The organism is Microbispora sp. ATCC PTA-5024 (genome assembly GCF_000511135.2).
GTDB lineage: Bacteria > Actinomycetota > Actinomycetes > Streptosporangiales > Streptosporangiaceae > Microbispora > Microbispora corallina.
On record NZ_KI866522.1, the window covers coordinates 2588026 to 2607000 of the forward strand.

The following is an 18975-nucleotide window of genomic DNA, read 5'->3' on the forward strand; positions in this document are numbered from 1 at the left end:
AACTGCAAACAACCTTTCCAATTACCTTATGCCGGGGGCGCTCACCTCGGCCTTCGAGCTGCATTCATCCGAGCACAGGGGGCTACGCGGGGATGCTTGCGACCTCGGGCGTTCCATTCCTCCGGGACGACGGCGACCGCTGCTCCCGCACGTGCGCGACGCGCACGCCACCGGCCGGATCCCGCCCCGGCGCCCCGCCGTACGGCCCGACGACCACGTCCCACGGCACGCGGGGATCAGGGCACGCGGGGATCACGGAGGCCCTGCCGGACTCCTCGTCCGCGGAACCCGGGCCGGAACACGGGCGGGAGAGGTCCGTAAAGCGGTCGAGACGCGGCCCGGGGAGCGGCCAGTATCGGAACCGGTGGATCAGGAACCCGGCAGGGAGGCAGGAGATGAAGGAGAGACTGGCGGAGCTGGTGTCGGAGTCGTGCGACGGACAGGTCAGCGCCGCCGAGGTGATGGCGGCGACGGTCCCGCTGTCGTACATCGGGGTCACCTCGCTCGCGCAGATGCGGCTCATCGACGCGCTGGAACGGGAGTACGGCGTGGAGATCGACCTCGGCGGCGACGTCTCGTTCCTCGACAGCCTGGACGGCCTGGCGGCCTGGGTGTCGGCGGCCCGATGATCGCATTCTCCGGCGCGCGCTCCGGCACGGCCCCGCTCACGTGGGGCCAGCGGGCGATCTGGGACGCCATCGGGCGGACCGCCCCCGACGACCGCTACTTCAACTTCGGGCGCGTGCTGGAGGTGCCGCGGGGGGCGCGGCCCGCGTCGGTGGCCCACGTGTCGCGGGCCGTCGGCCTGCTGGTCGAGCGGCACGAGGCGCTGCGGACGCTGGTCGCGCCCGGCCCCCGCCAGGACCTGCGCGACCGGGGCGCCGTCGAGGTCGCGATCGCGCCGGAGCGGGACCCCGAGGCCGTGCTGGCGGAGCTGTGCGGCACGGCCTTCGACTACGAGAGGGAGTGGCCGCTGCGCGTGGCGCTGGTGACGGAGGGCTCCGCCGCCGGCGAGGAGGTCACGCACGTCGTCCTCGCGTTCTGCCACATGGCCGCCGACGGGCTCGGGGCCGAGCGCGTCCTGCGGGACCTGCGGCTCATCCTGCTGCGCGGCGGCCTCCGCGAGGGGCCGCCGCCGCAGCCGCTCGACCTCGCCCGGTGGCAGGGCTCGGCGGCCGGCCGCCGGCAGGCCGCGGGCGCGGCCTCCCACTGGGAGCGCGAGCACCGCAGGATCCCGCCCACGATGTTCCACGTGGCCTCGGGGGCGGCCGAGCGGCCGCCGATCCGGCGGGCCCTGCTCACCTCCCCGGCGGCCGACATGGCCGCCCAGCGCCTGGCCGTCCGGCACGGCGCGAGCACCTCGACCGTGCTGCTGACGGCCGTGAGCGCGATGGTGGCGGAGCTGACCGGCCACGAGACCGTCGCCGTGCTGCCGATCGTGGGCAACCGCTTCCGCCACGACACCCGCGCGGCGGTCACCACGCTGTCCCAGGAGGGCCTGTTCGTCCTGGACATGGTGGAGGAGGGCTTCGCCGACCTGCTCGCGCGGGCCCGGCCCGCCGTCCTACGGGCGTACCGGAGCGGCTACCACGACCCGGGCGACCGCGAACGGGTGGTGGCCGAGGCGAGCCGCGACCGCGGCGTCCCCGTCCACCCGTACTGCTGCTTCAACGACATGCGCTTCGCGGAGCGGGCCGTCTACCGCGACGAGGCGCCGATCAAGGAGGCGCTGGACGCGACGCGGATCGCCTGGCCGCTCAGCCAGGACCGGCTCAACTGCCGCTTCTGCGTGCACGTCAACGAGGGCGGGCGGATCTCGCTGACGGCCGACACGCGGTGGCTGACGAGGGCGGACATGGAGCGGTTCCTCGTCGAGCTGGAACGGCTGCTGGTCGAGGCGGCGCTGCGATGACCTCCTCCGGCGTCCGCCACCCCGGTGAGCCCGTCGTCCGCGCGTACGCGGCCGCCACGTCGTGCGCCCAGGGCGGGACGCTGGAGTTCCGGCTGGACACCTCGGCGACGGTGGGGGTCACGGTCCACGACGTGACGAGCGACCGGCTCGTCCTGGCCGACTCGGTGCGGGGGCCCGAGTGGGCGCTGCGGGTGCCGGAGACGTGGCCGAGCTCGCTCTACCGGGCCCGGTTCACGCCCGGGCCGCCCGAGACCGGGGTGCCCGTCCCCCGTGCGACCGGCGACCTGCCCGGGACCGGGACGAGCTCCGACGACGAGGTCTACTTCGTCGTACGGCAGGCCGTCCCGGGCTCGGCGTCGCCGATCCTCGTGTCGATCCCGTTCACCACGTGGCAGGCCTACAACCGGGCCGGCGTGCCCGGCGAGAGCGTCTACTGGACCGAGCAGCCCGACCGGGCGGCCCGGGTGACGTTCGACCGCCCCGGCGGCGGCCCGCCTCCCGAGCGGTGGGAGGACGGCCTGCTGCGCTGGCTCGGCCCGGCCGGCTACACGGTGGAGTACTGCTCCGGGCTCGACCTCGACCCGGGTCTCCTGTCGGCCTACCGGCTGCTGGTCGTGAACGGGCACGACGAGTACTGGTCGGCCCCCATGCGCGACGCCTGCGAGGACTTCGCCCGGCGCGGCGGCAACATCGCGTTCTTCTCCGGCAACACCTGCTGGTGGCAGATCCGGATGGAGGGCCGGACCATGGTCTGCCACCGCGACCCGCTGGCCGACCCCGTGGACGACCCCGCGCTGACCACCGTCGAGTGGTCGAGCGCCCCCGTCGACCGGCCGGAGAACACGCTGACCGGCGTGAGCTTCCGCAACGGCGCCGGCGCCTGGGGGCCGTCGATGGCCCTCATGCGGGAGGAGTCGTACACGGTCCGCTTCGCCGGGCACTGGGTCTTCGAGGGCACCGGCCTGACCGACGGCGACAAGTTCGGCCAGGGCGCGCTCGGCTACGAGACCGACGCGGCCGAGTTCGAGGAGGTCCTCGGCGTGCCCCGGGTCACCTGCCGGGACGGCACGCCCTCGTCGTTCGTCGTGCTCGCCACCGCCGACCTGCGGCACTGGAGCGCGTACGGCCAGGGCGGCTGGGCGACCATGGGCCTGTTCACCCGGGGCCGGGGCACGGTGTTCAACGCCGCGACCGTCAACTGGGGCAACACCCTGCACGACCCGGTCGTCGACCGGATCACCCGCAACGTCCTCGACCGGCTCTCCCGGCCCGCCCGCACGGAGTGGGAGGTCGTCGGGCCCGTCGCGGACCTGCGCGCGCTGGCCGCCTCCGGGCGGACCCTGTACGCCGTCAGCACCGACGGCGTTCTGCTCACCCGCGAGCTGTGCGGGCAGAACCTGCGGTGGCGGCCGATCGGCTCCGGCGGAGGGGTGCTCTGCCTCGACGCGCCCCGCGAGGCGGCCGGCGGGCTCCCCACCGGCCTGTACGGCGTGACCCCCGCAGGGGTGCTCCGCCACCGGCCGGACACGCAGGAGCCCGCCGACTGGGCGGACGTCGGGCGGGTCCCCCCGGACACCGTCGCCCTGGCCGTCAACGACTCCACGTTCTTCGCCGCGACGTCCCGGGGCCGCCTGTGGGCGCTGCCCTTCGGCGACCTCGCCAGGACCGGCCCCTCCCCCTGGCGGGACGCCGGCGACTCGGGCGGGGCCGTCGCCCTCAGCGGGAGCAACGGGAGCCTCTACGCGCTCGGCGCCGGCCACCGCGTCCGCACCCGGCCGCCCGCCGCCGCGCCCGCCGCCTGGACGGACCTGGGCGAGGCCCCGGGGGCGACCGTCCTCACGGCCCACGCCGGACGGCTGGTGTCGGCGGGCGCCGGCCGGCCGCTGCGCTGGCGGCCCGCCGCCGGCCCCTGGACCTGATCGGACGCGCCGGATGCGGGGCGGGAGGAGGTCAGAGGTCGACCGGGCCGTACCGGGCGGCCGGGACCCCGCGGGTCATCGCCCAGTACCGGTCGCCGTACGACCAGTGCCACCACTCCGTCGGGTAGTTGACGAGACCGGCCGCCTCCAGCGCCCCGCCGAGGATCTCCCGGTGCCGCCGTGCCTGCCGTCCGATGGTGGGGGCCGCGGTGTAGCAGGCGCCGTCGCTCTGCTCGGGGTTGGCGTTGACGGCCGTGCCCATGTCGAACTCGCGCCCGTCGTCGTCGCACAGCGTGAGGTCCACGGCCGCGCCCGCCGTGTGGGGGGCGACCTCGATGGGCGAGACGTACCGGCTGGCGGCCACGTGCAGCTCCGCCTCCGACAGACCGGGGTAGGCGGACCTCAGGTCCTCCTTGTACTCCTCGAAGTACCGCTTCTGCAGCGCCGGCGGCCGGTAGCCCTCGACGACCAGGATGTTGCACCCGGCGGGCAGGAGGCGCTGCGCCTCCTCCAGGCGGGTCAGCAGCCCCTCACGCAGATGGGCGTAGGCGCCGGCCGGGTCGGCCAGCCGGCCGTCCACCCGCAGCCTCCCCCGCACGTCGCCCAGTGCCTCTCCGCACTCCTCCACCGGGATGGAGGTCACGCGGGGATCCGAGATCAGCACCACCTCGGCGGCGCCGAGGGCGATCGGGGACACGTCGAGGCAGTCGCGGGAAGCATCAGGCATGCGCAGCAACCTATCGCCCGCCGGAACTCCGCCACTCGGGAGGAGGCCCGCCGGCGGCCGCACGGCGCCGTCCCACCCAGCGGGTCACCCGCCGTCCCACCCGGTGCCTCACACCGTGTCGGAGAAGACCTCGTCCCTGGCCCGGCCGAGGGCGGCGACGATCGCGCCGCGCAGCACGGGGTTGCCCTCGACGCCGGTCACGGCGACGCTCGGCCGGCTCGGGCACACCCGCGCCACGGCCTCCTCCACACGGGCGGCCAGCGCGTCGCCGCCGGCCCTGCCGATGTCGCCGCTCAGCACCACCAGCCCCGGGTCGAGCACCACCGCCACGGCCGCGACGCCGACCGCCAGCCGGCCCGCCAGGTCCTCGATGAAGCCGTGGTTCCCGGTGGCCAGGGCCGTGCGGACCAGGCCGGCGACCCCCGCCTCCTCCTGGATGCCGTGCTCGCGCGCCAGGCCCCCCAGCGCCTCTCCTCCGACGAGACGCTGGAACGACCCGGTCTGCGGCGCCCTCACGTCGCTCGGCAGCGGCTCGCCGGGAACGGGGAGCCAGCCGATCTCGCCCGCGCCGCCGGTGATGCCGCGGTGCAGCCTGCCGCCCAGCATCACCCCGAGTCCCTGGCCGACGCCGGCCCACAGGATCGCGAAGTCCTCCACCCCGCGCGCCGCGCCGTACGTCTGCTCGGCGAGCGCGGCCAGGTTCACGTCGTTCTCGATGATCACGCAGTCGCCCAGCAGCTCGCGCAGCCCAGCCAGGATGCCGACGTGCCAGGCCGGGAGGTCGAAGGAGTACCGGACATCGCCGCTGACCGGGTCGACGACGCCGCGGGTGCCGATCACGAAGCAGCGCAGCCGCCCCAGCTCCACGCTCGCCGTCTCGCACGCCCGCAGCACGGCCTCGTGGACCACCCGGACCGGGTCCCCCGCGTCACTCGGGTCCACCGTCACCTCCGCGACGACCGTCCCGGTGATGTCGGCAACGCCGGCCGTCACGCTGTCGGGGAGGACCTCCAGGCCCGCGACGTACGCGCTGGACGGGTTGACGCCGTACAGCGCCGCGTTGGGGCCGCGCCCGCCGGGCCGCTCGCCCGCCGCAGTGACCAGGCCGCGGGTCTCCAGACGCGACAGGAGCTGGCCCGACGTCACCTTGGAGAGCCCGGTAAGCTCTCCCAACTCGGCCCTGGTCAGCGGGCCCTTCGAGAGGAGCAGCTCCAATGCCGCCCGGTCGTTGATCTGACGCAGCAGCCGTGGTGTTCCCGGTCGTTGAGGCACCGGCTGGTTCCCCTCTCGTCACGATCCGCTAACGCGGGTTTTTTTTAAGAAAGTTTCTTGTTAGTTTAGCCGCAGCCACCCCGGAGGCAACCGATCAAGCCTCGGGACGCCATGAGCGCCGACCGAAAGGAGAGCGCCTTCACCAGGTGAGCGGCCCGCCGACACCCCCCACGAGGCGCACCCCCGACGCGAAGCCGGGAAGGGAGAGAACCACCCGTGAAGATCGTGAAGATCGTGGCCGCGAGCACCGCGACCGCTGCCCTGGCCCTGGGACTCGCCGCCTGCGGAAGCAGCGACGACTCCGGCAAGACGACGCCGACCAACGCCGCCTCGGCCAACGGTCCCAAGTTCGCCGGCCAGACCCTTACCGTGTGGCGTCTTGGTGCCCCCACAGACGTCTTCACCAAGTACATGGACGACCTGAACGCGGCGTTCAAGCAGAAGACGGGGGCCGACGTCAAGGTCCAGTGGGTCCCCTGGCCGGACGCGCAGAAGAAGTGGACGGCGGCGCTCGCCGGCGGCGAGGGCCCAGACGTCACCGAGTTCGGCAACGACCAGGTGGCCGCCTGGGTCGCCCAGGACGCGCTCACCGACGTCACCGACATCGTCAAGGGCGACACCGAGCTCCAGCAGATCCCGCAGAACCTGTGGAGCTACGAGACGATCGACGGCAAGATCTACGCGGCGCCGTGGGGCGGCGGCACCCGGGCCGTCCTGTACCGCAAGGACTGGTTCGACAAGCTCGGCATCGAGGTGCCGAAGACCTGGGACGACCTGGTCGCGGCGGCCAAGACGATCGTCGACAAGGAGGGCAAGGACGTCGACGGCTTCGCCTTCAACGGCGGCTCCGACGCCAACATGTCGCTGTCCCCGTTCGTCTGGTCCGCCGGCGGCGACTTCGCGAAGTTCGAGAACGGCAAGTGGGTCGGCGAGCTGACCCAGCCGGGCTTCAAGGAGGGCTTCCAGTTCTACACGGACCTGGTGTCCAAGGACGCCGTGTCCGGCAAGGGCCGCCTCACCCAGAACAGCGTCGACATCGCCCAGCGCTTCGCGGCCGGCAAGGTCGGCATGTACGTCACCGGCGGCTGGGACATCGCCGCGATCAAGGAGCAGAGCAAGGGCAAGATCGACGAGTCGAAGATGGCCTTCTTCTCGCTCCCGTCCAAGGACGGCAGCGGCCCGGCTCCGGCCTTCCAGGGCGGCAACGACATCGCCATCTGGAAGGACACCAAGAACCCCGAGCTCGCCGCCGAGTACCTGAAGCTGGCCGCGGGCAAGGAGTTCGGCGTGCGGTACGCCAAGGAGGGCGGCCTACTCCCGCTCTACCCCGACGCGCTGGAGCAGCTGGGCAGCGACCCCACCCAAAAGCCGTTCACGGACACCTTCAAGGTGGCCAAGGGCTTCCCCGCCAGCCCCAACTGGGCGGAGGCCAACGACACCAAGGCCGTGCTGCAGAACGCCGCCCGGTCGGTGATCGAGGGCAAGAAGAGCGTCGACCAGGCTCTGACGGACGCGAACTCCGAGCTTGAGACGATCCTCAACCAGTAGGGATCATGACCCAGACGTCACTGGTCGCCCGGGGCGGAGCCGACAACTCCGCCCCGTCGCGGCGTACGCCACCGAGGGCGCGCAGGTCCGGCCTGTCCGACAAGGCGGTCCCGTACGTCCTCCTCCTGCCCGGCCTTCTGGTCATCGCTGCGCTGCTGCTCTACCCGCTGTACCAGATGGTCGACATGTCCTTCCACAAGGTCGGGCTGCGCCAGATCAAGGTGACGAATCCGGCGCCGGCCGAGTTCGTGGGGACCGACAACTACCAGCAGATCCTCAGCTCCGACCTGTTCTGGTCGTCGCTGCGCAACACGGTCGTGTTCGCCGTCCTCGCCGTGGCGTTCACGCTGATCCTCGGCACGCTGGTCGGCCTCCTGCTCAACAGGCTGGGCAGGAAGATGTCGACGTTCGTGATCATCGGCATCATGTCCGCCTGGGCGACGCCGCCCACCGCGCAGGCCATCGTGTGGAAGTGGCTGTTCGACTCCGACTCCGGCGTGGTCAACTGGACGCTGAACCTGCTGCCCGACTGGCTGTCGAGCCTGGTCTTCGGCCGGTCCGACTGGAGCGGCCAGCCGTGGTTCAACGACACGAGCACGCTCTACTTCGTGCTGATCGTCGCCGTGGTCTGGGCGTCGTTCCCGTTCATCGCCGTGTCGGTCCTCGCCGGGCTCAAGAGCATCTCGGCCGAGCTGTACGAGGCGGCGCGGATGGACGGCTCGGGCGCGTTCACGACGTTCAGGAAGATCACCTTCCCGCTGCTCAAGCCGGTCTTCGCCGTGCTGGTCGTGCTGTCGATCATCTGGGACTTCAAGGTCTTCACGCAGCTCTACCTGCTGGCGGGCGGCACGGTGAACCGCGACGCCTTCAACCTCTCGCTGTGGAGCTACGCGGAGGCGTTCAGCAGCCCGCCCAAGATGGGCCTCGGCGCGGCCATCGCCGTGGTCCTGACGGGCATCCTGCTGGTGATCACCTTCGTGTACGTCCGGCAGATCGTGAAGACGGAGGACGTCCGATGAGCCCGCTCGCCCGCAAGAGGCTCGGCGCAGCCGCGCTCAACGCCGCCGGCGTCGCGGTGTTCCTCTTCGCGGTCTTCCCCGTGTACTGGATGGTCACGACGGCCTTCAAGCCCAACGACCAGATCTTCACCACGACGTTCATCCCGTTCCCGAGCCCGCCCTCGCTCGACCACGTCTCACGGGTCTTCACCAAGGGCGTCGCCGGTCACTCCATCTGGCAGTACCTGCTCAACAGCACGTTCGTGGCGGTCAGCGCCGTGGTGATCGGCGCGGTGTTCGCCCTGCTCGCGGCGACCGCGGTGGCGCGCTTCCGCTTCCGCTTCCGCACCTCGTTCCTGATCCTGCTGCTGATCGTGCAGATGGTCCCGGCCGAGGCGCTGCTGATCCCGCTGTTCACCATGGTCAAGCGGCTCGGCCTGTACGACCAGCTGCTCGGCCTGATCATCATCAACGTCGGCCTGACGCTCCCGTTCTCCGTCTGGATGCTCCGCACGTTCGTCGCGGCCGTCCCGAAGGAGCTGGAGGAGGCGTCCTGGATCGACGGCGCCAGCCGGTTCACCACGTTCTGGCGCGTGCTGTTCCCCCTCGTCGCGCCCGGCCTGGTGGCCACCAGCATCTTCTCGTTCATCACCACGTGGAACGAGTTCGTCTACGCCCTCACCCTCATCGGAGACCAGGGCAAGTACACGATGCCGGTCGCGCTGCAGTTCTTCGTCGGCCAGCGGTCGACCGACTGGGGCGGCATCATGGCTGCCTCGACCCTGATGACCATCCCGGTCCTCGCCTTCTTCCTTCTGGTCCAGCGGCGCATGGTCTCCGGCCTGGTCGCGGGCGCAGTCAAGGGTTGACCCCCCTTTTCCGGGCATCCAACGGCCACGGCCCCACAAGGGCCTGGCCGTAACCGGCCTGCCCGTCCACCGAGTAAGCACACACACCCACCTAAGGAGTCGAGACACCATGTCTGCGACCCGCGATCCCCTGCCGACAGGGATCGCCAAGTCCCGCGACCCCCTCCCGGACCCCGGGACCGACGGCGCCCGCGACAGCGGGCCGCGCCGGGGGATCGCCGGCTTGATCGCTGACGCCGGCGATCGGGGACTCGTCCGCCTCGCGGCGGGCACGCTGCTCGCCGCCTTCCGGGGCACCGCCGCGCCCGACTGGGTGCTTCGCGGCCTGGAGGACGGCCTGGGCGGCGTCACGCTCTTCGGCTTCAACGTCGAGGGGCCCGAGCAGATGGCCTCGCTCACCGCCCAGCTCACGGGGGCAGGGCGGCCCGTCATCTCGCTCGACGAGGAGGGGGGCGACGTCACCCGGCTCGCCTACCACACCGGCAGCCCCTACCCGGGCAACGCCGCCCTCGGGGCGGTCGACGACGTGGAGCTCACCGAGCGCGTCTACCGCTCGATGGCCGCCGGCCTCGCCCACTGCGGGGTGAACCTCGACATGGGCCCGGTGGCCGACGTCAACACCGTAGACGACAACCCGATCATCGGCACGCGGTCCTTCGGCTCGTCGCCGGAGCTCGTGGCGCGCCACACGGTCGCCGCCGTCCGGGGGCTCCAGGCCCTCGGGATCGCGGCCTGCGTCAAGCACTTCCCCGGCCACGGCGCCACCCGGCAGGACTCCCACCTGGAGATCCCTCTGGTGGACGCCTCCCTCGACCTGCTGCGCGAGCGCGAACTGGTGCCCTTCCGGGCCGCGATCGAGGCGGGCACGAAGTCGATCATGACCGCGCACGTGGCGGTGCCCGGCCTGACCGGCGGCCTGCCCGCCACGCTCAGCGCCGAGACGCTGACGGCCCTGCTGCGCCGGGAGATGGGCTACGACGGCGTGGTGATCACCGACGCGCTCGACATGCACGCGATCTCCCGTGGCGTCGGCCTCGGCGGCGGCGCGGTCATGTCCCTGGCGGCGGGCGCCGACCTGCTGTGCCTGGGCCCGCTGCCGACGCCCGAGGAGATCACGCTGCTGCTGGCCGCGATCGTGGACGCGGTCGCCGACGGGCGGCTGCCCGCCGAGCGGCTGGAGGAGGCGAACGAGCGGACCGACCGGCTGCGCGACTGGTTCGCCGCCCCCTACCGGGACGCCGGCGAGAGCACGGTCGTCGGCCTGGACGCCGCCCGCCGCGCCGTGTCCCTGACCGGGTCGGCCGCGCCGCTGGTGGACCCGTTCGTGGTGGAGGTCGACACCCCGCCGACCATCGCCGTCGGCGACGTGCCGTGGGGCGTGTCCCCCTGGCTGCCCGACGCGGAGGTCGTCCGCGTGAAGCCGGACGAGGCGGACACCGCCGCGCTGCTCGGCCGGGCCCGGGGCCGTTCACTGATCGTCGTGGTGAAGGACGCCCACCGCCACCCGCGCACCAGGGCGCTCGTGTCCGCGCTGGTCGCCGGACGCCCCGACGCGGTCGTCGTGGAGATGGGCCTGCCGATCTGGCGTCCCGCGGCCGGCGCCTACATCGCGACGTACGGCGCGGCCCGGGCGAACACCCAGGCCGCCGTCGAGCTGCTGACCGCCTGAACGGCCACGTGACCACGGCCCGGGGCAGGCGTCCCGGGCCGTACGGGCGTCAGGAGGCGAAGATCTCCTCGCGGGCCTGATCCAGCGCGGCGAGGACCGCGCCGCGCAGCACGGGGTTGCCCTCGACGCCGGTGACAGCCACCTCGGGACGTATCGGGCAGATGCGGGCCACCGCCTCCTCCACCCGGGAGGTCAGCGCGGCGCCGCCCGCCTGGCCCACCTCGCCGGCCAGCACCACCAGGCCCGGGTCGAGCACCACGCACACCGAGGCCACGCCGAGCGCGAGCCGGGAGGCGATCTCGTCGAGCAGGCGGTCGCCGGCGTCCCCGGCCGCCACGGCGGCCGTGACGCAGCCGGCCGCGCCGTCCGCGCTGAAGCCGTACTCGCGGGCCAGTTCCGTCACCGCCTCGGAGCTGACGAGCGACTGGAGGCCGCCGGCCAGGGAGGGCAGGCGGCCGGGCGTGGCCTTGACGTCCTCGGCGAGAGGGACGCCGGGCACGGGCAGGTAGCCGATCTCGCCCGCGCTCCCCGACCTGCCGCGGTGCAGCCGCCCGCCGAGGACGACGGCGAGGCCGATGCCGCGGCCCACCCAGACCAGGACGAAGTCGTCGACCCCCTGGGCCGCCCCCTTCGCCCGCTCCGCGATGGCCGCGAGGTTCACGTCGTTCTCGATCGTGACGTCGCGGCGCAGGTCGCGGGCGAGCGCCTCGTGTATGCCCTCGTGCCAGTGGGGCAGGTCGAACGAGAACCGCACGTCTCCCGTGCGCGGGTCGACGACGCCCGGCGTGCCGATGACGACGCCGCGCAGCCGCGACAGCGCGACCTTCCCCGACCGGCAGGCCCGCATGACGGCGTTGTGGACGATCGAGACCGGGTCGTCGTGGCCGTTCGGCGAGGCGGTCGCCTCGCCGACGATGTCGCCGTTGATGTCAGCGATCGCGGCCGTCACCGAGTCGGGCCCGACGTCGAGCCCCGCGACGTACGCGCACGAGGCGATCACGCCGTACAGGGCGGCGTTGGGGCCGCGGTTGCCCGCCTGCTCCCCGACGACCTCGACCAGCCCGCGCTCCTCGAGGCGGGCCAGCGTCTGGGACGCGGTGACCTTGGACAGGCCGGTCATCTCGCCGATCTGGCCGCGCGTCAGGGGCCCCGAGGCGAGCAGCAACTCCAGGGCGGCCCGGTCATTGATCTCCCGGAGCAGCCTGGGCACGCCAGGGCGTCGCTCCATGCTCCTGCTTTCTATGGTCGCCCCCGTCGCGGTGACACGATCGCTCCCGCGAATCGTCAACAAAGTTTCCAGCAAGTTTAGCGAGCCCACAAGGGCGCGGACCGGTCCGGGCCGCCCTCTTGATACCGCTCCCACGGGACGTGAGGATCACTCATGTCGCCTGTGAGGAGCGCCCATGACCGGCACGACCGCCGAGCCCCGTCCCGGCTCCCGCCCCGGCCCGCCCGCCGACGCCCCCGCGCCGTGGCCGCTCGTCGCGCTCGCCGGCGGCGTGCTGCTCCTGTTCGACACATTACGCGTGTTCCTGCCGTCGCTCATCACCCTGTACGGCCGGGCGGGCGAGACCCCTCCCGAGCGCATGGGCCTGTTCGCCGCGCTGTGGTTCGCGCTGCCGTTCGCGGCGGTCCCGCTGTCGCGCGTCGTGCCGCCGCGCCTCCTCCGGGTCGCCGGCGCGGCGCTGCTGGCGGCCGCGCGGATCGCCCTGCAGGCGACCGACGGCGGCACCCCGCAGCTCCTCGTCTCCGCCGCCGGCGTCACGGCCGGCCTGGTGTTCCTGTACGGGTCGGCCCGGACGACGGCCGCGGCCTGGGTGCCCGCCGGGCTGACGGGGGGCCTGGCGGCCTCGGTCGCCGTCCACTTCGCACTCGGCCAGATGGACCTCGTGTGGCGGGACGGCCCGCTCCCCTGGCTCGCCGTCCTCGCCCTCTGCGCCGCCTTCCTGTGGTCCGTACGGCTCTCGCAGGCGCCGGCCGATCCCGCTCCCGCGGCCGTCTGGTTCCTGTTCGGCCCGATGCTGCTGCTGACGGGGATGTACTTCGGCCAGGCCGGGCTGCTGTCCGTGGAGGACCACCAGATCGCGGCGCCGCTTGCCGCCCTCGGCGTCGCCGTCCGGGTGGCCGCGATGGTCGGGGCGGCCCTGTGCGCGTGGACCGTTGTCTGGGGACCGATGGCGGGGATCTTCCTCGTGCTCGGGATCGCGATCGAGCAGGCGGGCTCGTTCCCCGTCCTGCCGGTCCTCGTCGCGACGGTCGCCCTCGGCGCCTGCGCCGGCCTCGCGGGGCTGCCCCACGGGGAGGCCGACGGCCCGCGCCGGACCTCACGGGCGGGCGGCGCCGTCCTCGCCGGAATGCTGGTGTTCCTGGTCGCGGTGTTCCTCTACTACGCGGCCTACGACGCCGACCTCGGCTTCCCCAACGGCCTGGTGCCGGTGGCCGTCGCCGTGCTCGTCGCCGGGGTCGCCTGGGCGGGCGGGTCCCGGGGACGGTGGCGCGGCGCCGGCCCCCTTCGGTCGGCGCCCCGCCGGTGGAAGCGGGCCACGCTGTCGGCCGCCCTCCTCATCGGCCTGCTCACCTGGCAGCCGCACCCGGCCGAGCGGCCGGTCCCCGGGCCGGAGTTCACGCTGATCGCGTACAACATCCGGATGGGGTACGGGCTCGGCGGGCGGCTCGACCTCGACAGGATCGCCGCCTGGGCCCGCGCGCGGCACCCCGACGTGGTGCTGCTGAGCGAGGTCGACCGCGGCTGGCTGCTCAACGGCGGCCACGACGACCTGGCCAGGATCGCCCGGGGCCTCGGCATGGGCTACCACTTCGCCTGGGCGGCGGACCGGCTGTGGGGCGACGCCGTGCTCACCGACCTGCCCGTCGCGCGGGTGGAGTCGGTGCGCCTGGGGCGGCACGGGTACCCCACCGGCGCCCAGGCTCAGTCGATCGTGCTGGACGTGGGCGGCCGCCGGGTGGGCATCGTGAACACCCACCTCCAGTCGCCGCCAGGGCAGGCGCCCGAGGTCGCGGCGATCGTCCGCCGGCTGCGGGCCGACGCCCTGCCGTCCAGGGCCGGGGCGGGCGACCCGATCCCTGTGATCCTGGCGGGCGACCTCAACACGACGCCGGAGGAGCCGGCGATGCGGGTGCTGGAGGCGGCCGGGCTGACCGATCCGCTGCGCGCGCTCGGCGACCCCCCGACCTCGCCGGCCGACCGTCCGGTGAGGCGGATCGACCACGTGCTGATCAGCCCGGGGCTGACCGCGGTGTCGGCCGACGCCCCCCGCGTGCCGTACTCCGACCACCTGCCCGTGGTGGTGCGCCTGCGCCTCACGTGAGCGTCCCCGGCTCGGCGTGCGTCAGGGAGGCGCGTCGCCGCGCCGGGCCTCGCGCGCGCGGACCTCGTCGATGTCCGCGAGCCGGCGCATGCCCCTGGCGGCCCGCGCGGTGCGCGGGTTGGCCAGCAGCAGTTCCTCGTTGCGGGCCACGAACGCCCAGTAGCCGGCGGTGAAGGGGCAGGCGTCGTCGCCGGTCCTCCGGTCGGGCCGGTAGCGGCAGCCGCCGCAGAAGTCGCTCATGCGGTCGATGTACGCACCGCCCGCGGCGTAGGGCTTGGTCGCGAGGCGCCCCCCGTCGGCGTGCTGGGACATCCCGACGACGTTGGGGATCATCACCCAGTCGTACCCGTCCACGAACGACCGGTGGAACCAGCCGGCCAGCGCCTCGGGGTCGAACCCCCGCTGGAGGGCGTAGTTGCCGAGCACCATCAGCCGGACGATGTGGTGGGTGAAGCCCTGGTCGCGGACCTGCGCGAGCGCCCACGACAGGCAGCGGGCCTCCACGGCGTCCGCGTCCAGGTCGTCGAACCAGCGCGGCAGCGGGGTGCGGGCCCCGAGCGCGTTCGAGCGCCGGTAGTCCGGGCCGAAGTGCCAGTAGAGATGCCACATGTAGTCGCGCCAGCCGATCAGCTGCCGGACGTACCCCTCCACGCTCGCCAGCGGCGCCCGTCCGTCCCGGTGGGCCGCCTCGGCCGCCCGTACGCACTCCATGGGGTCGAGCAGCCCGAGGTTGAGCGCGGGCGACAGCATGCTGTGCGCCATGACGGGGTCGGCCGCGAGCATGGCGTCCTGGTGGGGCCCGAAGAACGGCAGCCGGTGCCGTACGAAGTCCCGCAGGGCCGCCACCGCCTCGTCCCGGGTCGCGGGGTGGGCCCGCGGGGCGTCCCGTCCGGCGAACGTCATCTCGCCCGCGCGCTCCCACCGGTCGAGGTCCCGGCGGACCCCCTCGTCGATCTCGTCCTCCTCGGGCCGCCAGGACGGCGGCAGGCCGAGTCCGGCCTCGCGCGGCGCCGGCCGCCGGTTCTCGCGGTCGAAGTTCCACCGCCCGCCGGCCGGCTCGTCACCGTCCATGAGCACGTCGAGCCGCCGCCGGGCGTCGCGGTAGAAGTCCTCCATCAGCAGCCGGCGACGGCCGCGCCCGGCCGCCCACGCCGCGAACTCCTCCTCGGTGCTGGCGAACCCCCGGGGCGGGAGCACGGCGACCCCGGGCAGCCCCTCGACGAAGGCGGCCGCCGCGTGGCTGGTCGGCCGGCACACGGTCAGCGGGCCCGGGGCCAGGGCCAGCCCCTCCCGGTAGGTCCGCACCTGGGCGAAGATCGCCTGGTCGCCCAGCTCGGCCGCCCGGTGCCGCAGCGCGGACAGCACGAGGTGGGCCTTCTGCCGGTGGAAGCGCCGCCTCCGCAGCACCGAGGTGGCCTCGACCAGCAGCACCGGCTGGCCGGGCGCGTCGAGGAAGTGTCCGCCGAGCTGGTCGGCGAACAGCCACCGCCTGCCGCCGTCGTTCCCGATGTCCCCCATACCGCATTGTCGGACGACGCGACGGCTCACCCGTGGGCGGGGCGAGTTGTCAGGTTGACGTCATACCAATGCCAACCAGGCGGGATAATCGACTACATGCGACTTTCTGCCCGCGTCGACTACGCCCTCCGTGCCGCCGCCGAGCTCGCCGCGGCCGGCGAGGGACCCACCACGGTGGGCGAGCTGGCCAAGGGGCAGGAGATGCCCCCCAAGTACCTGGAGAACATCCTCCTGCAGATGCGGCGCGCCGGCCTGGTGCGCGGCCAGCGGGGTCCCGAGGGCGGCTACGTCCTGGCCCGCCCGGCCAGCCAGATCTCGCTGGCCGACGTCATCAGGGCGGTGGACGGCCCGCTGGCCAACGTCCGGGGCGAGCGCCCCGAGCACGTCGGCTACCTGGGCGCCGCGCAGGCCCTCCAGCAGGTGTGGATCGCGCTGCGGGCCAGCGAGCGGGCCATCCTGGAGGAGGTCAACCTGGAGCAGATCGCCAAGGGCGAGCTCCCGTCGAGGGTGACCGATCTGGCCTCCGACCCCTCGGCGTGGGACTCCCACATGCCGGTCTGATCCGGCCGTGCCCGAGGGTGACGCCGTCTACCGGACGGCGAAGCGGCTGCGGGAGGCCCTCGACGGCCGGATGCTGACCCGCAGCGACTTCCGGGTGCCCCGCTACGCCACGGCCGACCTGCGCGGGCGCACGGTGCTGACCACCATCTCCCGGGGCAAGCACCTGCTGACCCGCGTCGAGGGCGGCCTGACCGTCCACACGCACCTGCGGATGGACGGGACGTGGCGGGTGAGCCCCGCCGGGCAGGCCGGGCAGGCCGGGCAGGCCTACGGCCGGGCGGGCGGGCGGGGACGCTCCGGCGTGCCGGGCGGCGACGTCGTGCGGCTCATCCTGGCCAACGCGCGCTGGCAGGCCGTGGGGATCAAGCTGGGAATGGTGGACCTCGTGCCCACCGACAGGGAGGACCGGGTGGTCGGCCATCTCGGGCCCGACCTGCTGGGCCCGGACTGGGACGCGGCGCTGGCCGCGCGGAACCTGGCGAGGGACCCGGGCCGCACGATCGGCGAGGCCCTGCTGGACCAGCGGGATCTGGCGGGGATCGGCACGATCTGGCGCGCCGAGACGTTGTGGGCCGCGCGGCTGTCGCCCTGGCGCACCGTGGGGACGATCACGCCGGACGAACTGGAGGCGCTGGCCGGGCTCGCCCACGATCTGATGGAGGCGAGCAAGGACGCACCGCTGCCGGTCACGACGGGCGATGCCCGGCCCGGGCGCTCACTACTGGTGTACGGCAGGGCACACCGCCCCTGCCGTCGTTGCGGGGCAGAGATCAGTAGTGGGGATATCGGGGCACAGCCGTACGAACGGCTGATCTACTGGTGCCGCGCCTGCCAGGCGGACTAGGCGGCGACCATGTCCTTGACCTCGGGGAAACCGTCGAACTCGGGACCGGTGATGCCGCCGGGGACGGTCTCCGGAATGCCCAGGCGCTCGTGCTCCGGCACCTCTGCCAGAACGGGGGCGGCCTGCAGTTCGGCGAGTGCGAACTGGTCGGAGACCTCGCGCAACACCTGAGACAACGGCACGCCGAGCGCGCCGCATATCGAGGCGAGCAACTCCGAGGACGCTTCCTTCTGGCCGCGCTCGACCTCGGACAGGTAACCGAGTGAGACACGCGCCAACGTGGAGACCTCGCGAAGGGTGCGATTCTGCCGCACCCTCAGCCGCCGCAGCACGTCACCGAGCAGCTGACGCAGCAGGATCATGTGTCGCTCCCTCCCCAGGGGGGGCGCCTTTACGACGCCTCGCGCGGTGGGCTCATGTCGCCCCTTCTTCGAACGCCCTTCGTACATACTCCTCGCCGTCATCATTGATTCGCTCGGCCCCTTCGCCGGGCGTGCGCCTGACTTGCTCCTCGCCAATGGCTCACGGACCTCACTCACAGCTCCACCGTACCTGTAGAGGGGGACACCGCGGCAGACCGTGGCGAGCATGTTCGCTGGGGACGTAACGCGGTAATCACCCGGAATGTTCCCCCAAATTTGCCTCCAGCACACCTCTAAGCAGGCTCAAAGCCTCCTGACACGTCGCCAGACGGATCCCGTCACGATCCCCGGTAAGCAGGAGGTCGCGGTGCCAGAGCCGCTCCTCCGGGCCGCACAGGGCCACGTGGACCGTCCCGACCGGCCGGCCGTCCTGCGGGTCGGGCCCCGCCACGCCGGTCACGGCCAGCCCGTAGTCGGACTTGGTGAGGGCCCGCACCCCGCGCGCCATCGCCGCCGCGACCTCCGGGTGGACGGCGCCCTCCCGGTCGAGCAGGTCGGACGGCACGTCGAGCAGGCTCGCCTTGAGGTCGGTGGCGTAGGCGATCACGCCGCCGCGGAAGGCGGCGGAGGCCCCCATCGGGCCGGTCATCGTCGCGCCGATCAGCCCGCCGGTGAGCGACTCGGCCACCGACACCGTCGCGCCCCGGCGGACCAGCAGCGACAGGACCTGGCCCGCCTCGCCCATCATGCGGCTCGCGCCCTCTTCGCCACCTGCCGCAGCCGGACCGCCCTGACCACGTAGTCGAGGCCGGTGCCGACCGTGACGACCAGCGCGGCGCCGAGCGGCACCCACCGGACGACCCCGGGGACGCCCGGCACGATGTAGAGCGCGATGGCCACGATCTGCAGGACCGTCTTGACCTTCCCGCCGTAGCTCGCCGGGATGACCCCGTGCCGGATCACCAGGAAGCGCAGCAGCGTGACCCCGGCCTCCCTGGCGATGATGACCAGGGTCACCCACCACGGGATGTCGCCCAGGTACGACAGGCAGACCAGGGCCGCGCCGATCAGGGCCTTGTCCGCGATCGGGTCGGCGATCTTGCCGAAATCGGTGATCAGGCCGTACTTGCGGGCCAGCCACCCGTCGAGCTGGTCGGTCAGCGAGGCCAGCAGGAAGACGCCGAGGGCGGCGTACCGCCAGCCCGTGCCCTCCAGGAAGAGGAAGACGGCGAAGACCGGGACGATGACCAGCCGGGCGATCGTCAGGGCGTTCGCGATGTTCCACGTACTCACCGCCGACGGCGCACGCGCGGCGGCCTCGGCGGCGCCGGCGGGACCGCCCGCAGGCTCGGACGCAGCGGATCCGGCCGGAGACGGCGCGGGCACGGCCGCGACCTGCGGGGCCGGCGGCCCCGGCACGGCCCCGGGCGGGCCCGCCGCCTCCAGC

The 18975-nt window shown here is 73.3% G+C and carries 17 protein-coding genes; 10 read left to right on the top strand and 7 right to left on the bottom strand.

Annotated features, from left to right (window positions below):
• Window positions 1-395: 395 nt before the first annotated feature.
• Genes MPTA5024_RS11715 through MPTA5024_RS11725 form a run of 3 tightly spaced genes read left to right on the top strand, consistent with a single transcriptional unit; the run spans window position 396 to window position 3831 of the window.
• Window positions 396-629 carry an acyl carrier protein gene (locus tag MPTA5024_RS11715; RefSeq protein ID WP_036322387.1) on the top strand — a complete coding sequence of 78 codons (234 nt, stop codon included), beginning with the start codon at window positions 396-398 and terminating at the stop codon, window positions 627-629.
• Complete coding sequence (locus MPTA5024_RS11720; RefSeq protein ID WP_036323986.1) at window positions 626-1912, top strand: condensation domain-containing protein; 1287 nt, start codon at window positions 626-628, stop codon at window positions 1910-1912. Before MPTA5024_RS11715 ends, MPTA5024_RS11720 begins: the two co-directional genes overlap by 4 nt.
• Entirely contained in the window at window positions 1909-3831 is a 1923-nt protein-coding gene (locus tag MPTA5024_RS11725; RefSeq protein ID WP_051457954.1) for a N,N-dimethylformamidase beta subunit family domain-containing protein, read from the top strand. The genes MPTA5024_RS11720 and MPTA5024_RS11725 overlap by 4 nt, the downstream gene beginning before the upstream one ends.
• Before the next feature lie 31 nt (window positions 3832-3862).
• On the opposite strand, the gene MPTA5024_RS11730 is transcribed toward MPTA5024_RS11725, so the two are convergent.
• Entirely contained in the window at window positions 3863-4558 is a 696-nt protein-coding gene (locus MPTA5024_RS11730; RefSeq protein ID WP_051457955.1) for a M15 family metallopeptidase, read from the bottom strand.
• A 108-nt stretch (window positions 4559-4666) separates the two neighbouring features.
• Window positions 4667-5830 carry an ROK family transcriptional regulator gene (locus tag MPTA5024_RS11735; protein ID WP_036322388.1) on the bottom strand — a complete coding sequence of 388 codons (1164 nt, stop codon included), beginning with the start codon at window positions 5828-5830 and terminating at the stop codon, window positions 4667-4669.
• Window positions 5831-6046: 216 nt separating this feature from the next.
• Here MPTA5024_RS11735 and MPTA5024_RS11740 point away from each other — a divergent pair, with 216 nt between their 5' ends.
• The 4 genes from MPTA5024_RS11740 to MPTA5024_RS11755 all read left to right on the top strand — a co-directional run bounded on the left by MPTA5024_RS11740 (window position 6047) and on the right by MPTA5024_RS11755 (window position 10914).
• Window positions 6047-7378, top strand: coding sequence for a sugar ABC transporter substrate-binding protein (locus tag MPTA5024_RS11740; RefSeq protein ID WP_036322390.1), 1332 nt, complete (start codon window positions 6047-6049; stop codon window positions 7376-7378).
• Window positions 7379-7383: 5 nt separating this feature from the next.
• Window positions 7384-8397: a carbohydrate ABC transporter permease gene (locus MPTA5024_RS11745; protein ID WP_051457956.1), complete on the top strand. Its 1014-nt coding sequence runs from the start codon at window positions 7384-7386 to the stop codon at window positions 8395-8397.
• Window positions 8394-9245, top strand: a complete 852-nt coding sequence (locus MPTA5024_RS11750; RefSeq protein ID WP_036322391.1) for a carbohydrate ABC transporter permease — start codon at window positions 8394-8396, stop codon at window positions 9243-9245. The genes MPTA5024_RS11745 and MPTA5024_RS11750 overlap by 4 nt, the downstream gene beginning before the upstream one ends.
• Window positions 9246-9354: 109 nt before the next feature.
• Complete coding sequence (locus tag MPTA5024_RS11755; RefSeq protein WP_084369568.1) at window positions 9355-10914, top strand: glycoside hydrolase family 3 protein; 1560 nt, start codon at window positions 9355-9357, stop codon at window positions 10912-10914.
• Between the two features lie 49 nt (window positions 10915-10963).
• Here MPTA5024_RS11755 and MPTA5024_RS11760 read toward each other — a convergent pair whose 3' ends face one another.
• Window positions 10964-12142, bottom strand: a complete 1179-nt coding sequence (locus tag MPTA5024_RS11760) for an ROK family transcriptional regulator (RefSeq protein ID WP_036322392.1) — start codon at window positions 12140-12142, stop codon at window positions 10964-10966.
• Between the two features lie 175 nt (window positions 12143-12317).
• On the opposite strand from MPTA5024_RS11760, the gene MPTA5024_RS11765 reads away from it, so the two are divergent.
• Window positions 12318-14243: an endonuclease/exonuclease/phosphatase family protein gene (locus tag MPTA5024_RS11765; protein ID WP_084369569.1), complete on the top strand. Its 1926-nt coding sequence runs from the start codon at window positions 12318-12320 to the stop codon at window positions 14241-14243.
• A 21-nt stretch (window positions 14244-14264) separates the two neighbouring features.
• Here MPTA5024_RS11765 and MPTA5024_RS11770 read toward each other — a convergent pair whose 3' ends face one another.
• A complete protein-coding gene (locus tag MPTA5024_RS11770) occupies window positions 14265-15761 on the bottom strand; it encodes a cryptochrome/photolyase family protein (protein ID WP_036322393.1) in 1497 nt (498 codons plus the stop codon).
• 96 nt (window positions 15762-15857) lie between these two features.
• Between MPTA5024_RS11770 and MPTA5024_RS11775 the strand changes: the two genes are divergently transcribed.
• Together MPTA5024_RS11775 and MPTA5024_RS11780 are read left to right on the top strand one after the other, a co-directional pair.
• Entirely contained in the window at window positions 15858-16322 is a 465-nt protein-coding gene (locus MPTA5024_RS11775) for an RrF2 family transcriptional regulator (protein WP_036322394.1), read from the top strand.
• Between the two features lie 7 nt (window positions 16323-16329).
• Complete coding sequence (locus tag MPTA5024_RS11780) at window positions 16330-17166, top strand: DNA-formamidopyrimidine glycosylase family protein (RefSeq protein WP_036322395.1); 837 nt, start codon at window positions 16330-16332, stop codon at window positions 17164-17166.
• On the opposite strand, the gene MPTA5024_RS11785 is transcribed toward MPTA5024_RS11780, so the two are convergent.
• The 3 genes from MPTA5024_RS11785 to pgsA all read right to left on the bottom strand — a co-directional run.
• Window positions 17163-17528 carry a helix-turn-helix domain-containing protein gene (locus tag MPTA5024_RS11785; RefSeq protein ID WP_036322396.1) on the bottom strand — a complete coding sequence of 122 codons (366 nt, stop codon included), beginning with the start codon at window positions 17526-17528 and terminating at the stop codon, window positions 17163-17165. The two genes, MPTA5024_RS11780 and MPTA5024_RS11785, sit on opposite strands and share 4 nt — an antisense overlap.
• Window positions 17529-17781: 253 nt before the next feature.
• Window positions 17782-18276: a CinA family protein gene (locus MPTA5024_RS11790; RefSeq protein WP_036322397.1), complete on the bottom strand. Its 495-nt coding sequence runs from the start codon at window positions 18274-18276 to the stop codon at window positions 17782-17784.
• The coding region (pgsA, locus tag MPTA5024_RS11795) for a CDP-diacylglycerol--glycerol-3-phosphate 3-phosphatidyltransferase (protein WP_442922036.1) at window positions 18273-18975 on the bottom strand (703 nt) is incomplete at its 5' end. The genes pgsA and MPTA5024_RS11790, both read right to left, overlap by 4 nt.